The following is a 281-nucleotide window of genomic DNA, read 5'->3' as shown; positions in this document are numbered from 1 at the left end:
TATATCTAAGACTAAAAAGACTGCTAATAACAAAGTTTCCAATAATAACATTATGATTAAGTATGATTTTACATTGTTTGTTATCGAATTTCAATTCGACATTAAAGCTATAGGTATTATTATTGTAGTTAATAAAACAAAATATATTGAAATACCATCCACACCTAAATATATATCATAAAAACTCAAATCATAGTGTTCTTGTATAAATTGAAATTGGTTATTACTAAAATCAAATAGTATATATACTAATAATGATACCATTAAATTCAATATAGAAA

1 protein-coding gene is annotated in these 281 nt (G+C 21.0%); it reads right to left on the bottom strand.

Annotation, left to right across the window (positions count from 1 at the left end):
* Positions 1 to 90: 90 nt before the first annotated feature.
* The coding region (locus IEW49_RS13375) for a hypothetical protein (protein ID WP_229658237.1) at positions 91 to 281 on the bottom strand (191 nt) is incomplete at its 5' end.

Origin of the sequence: Pseudoblastomonas marina (assembly GCF_014641655.1) — a bacterium.
Classification (GTDB): domain Bacteria; phylum Pseudomonadota; class Alphaproteobacteria; order Sphingomonadales; family Sphingomonadaceae; genus Alteriqipengyuania_A; species Alteriqipengyuania_A marina.
This window is presented reverse-complemented; position numbering and strand designations above follow the sequence as displayed.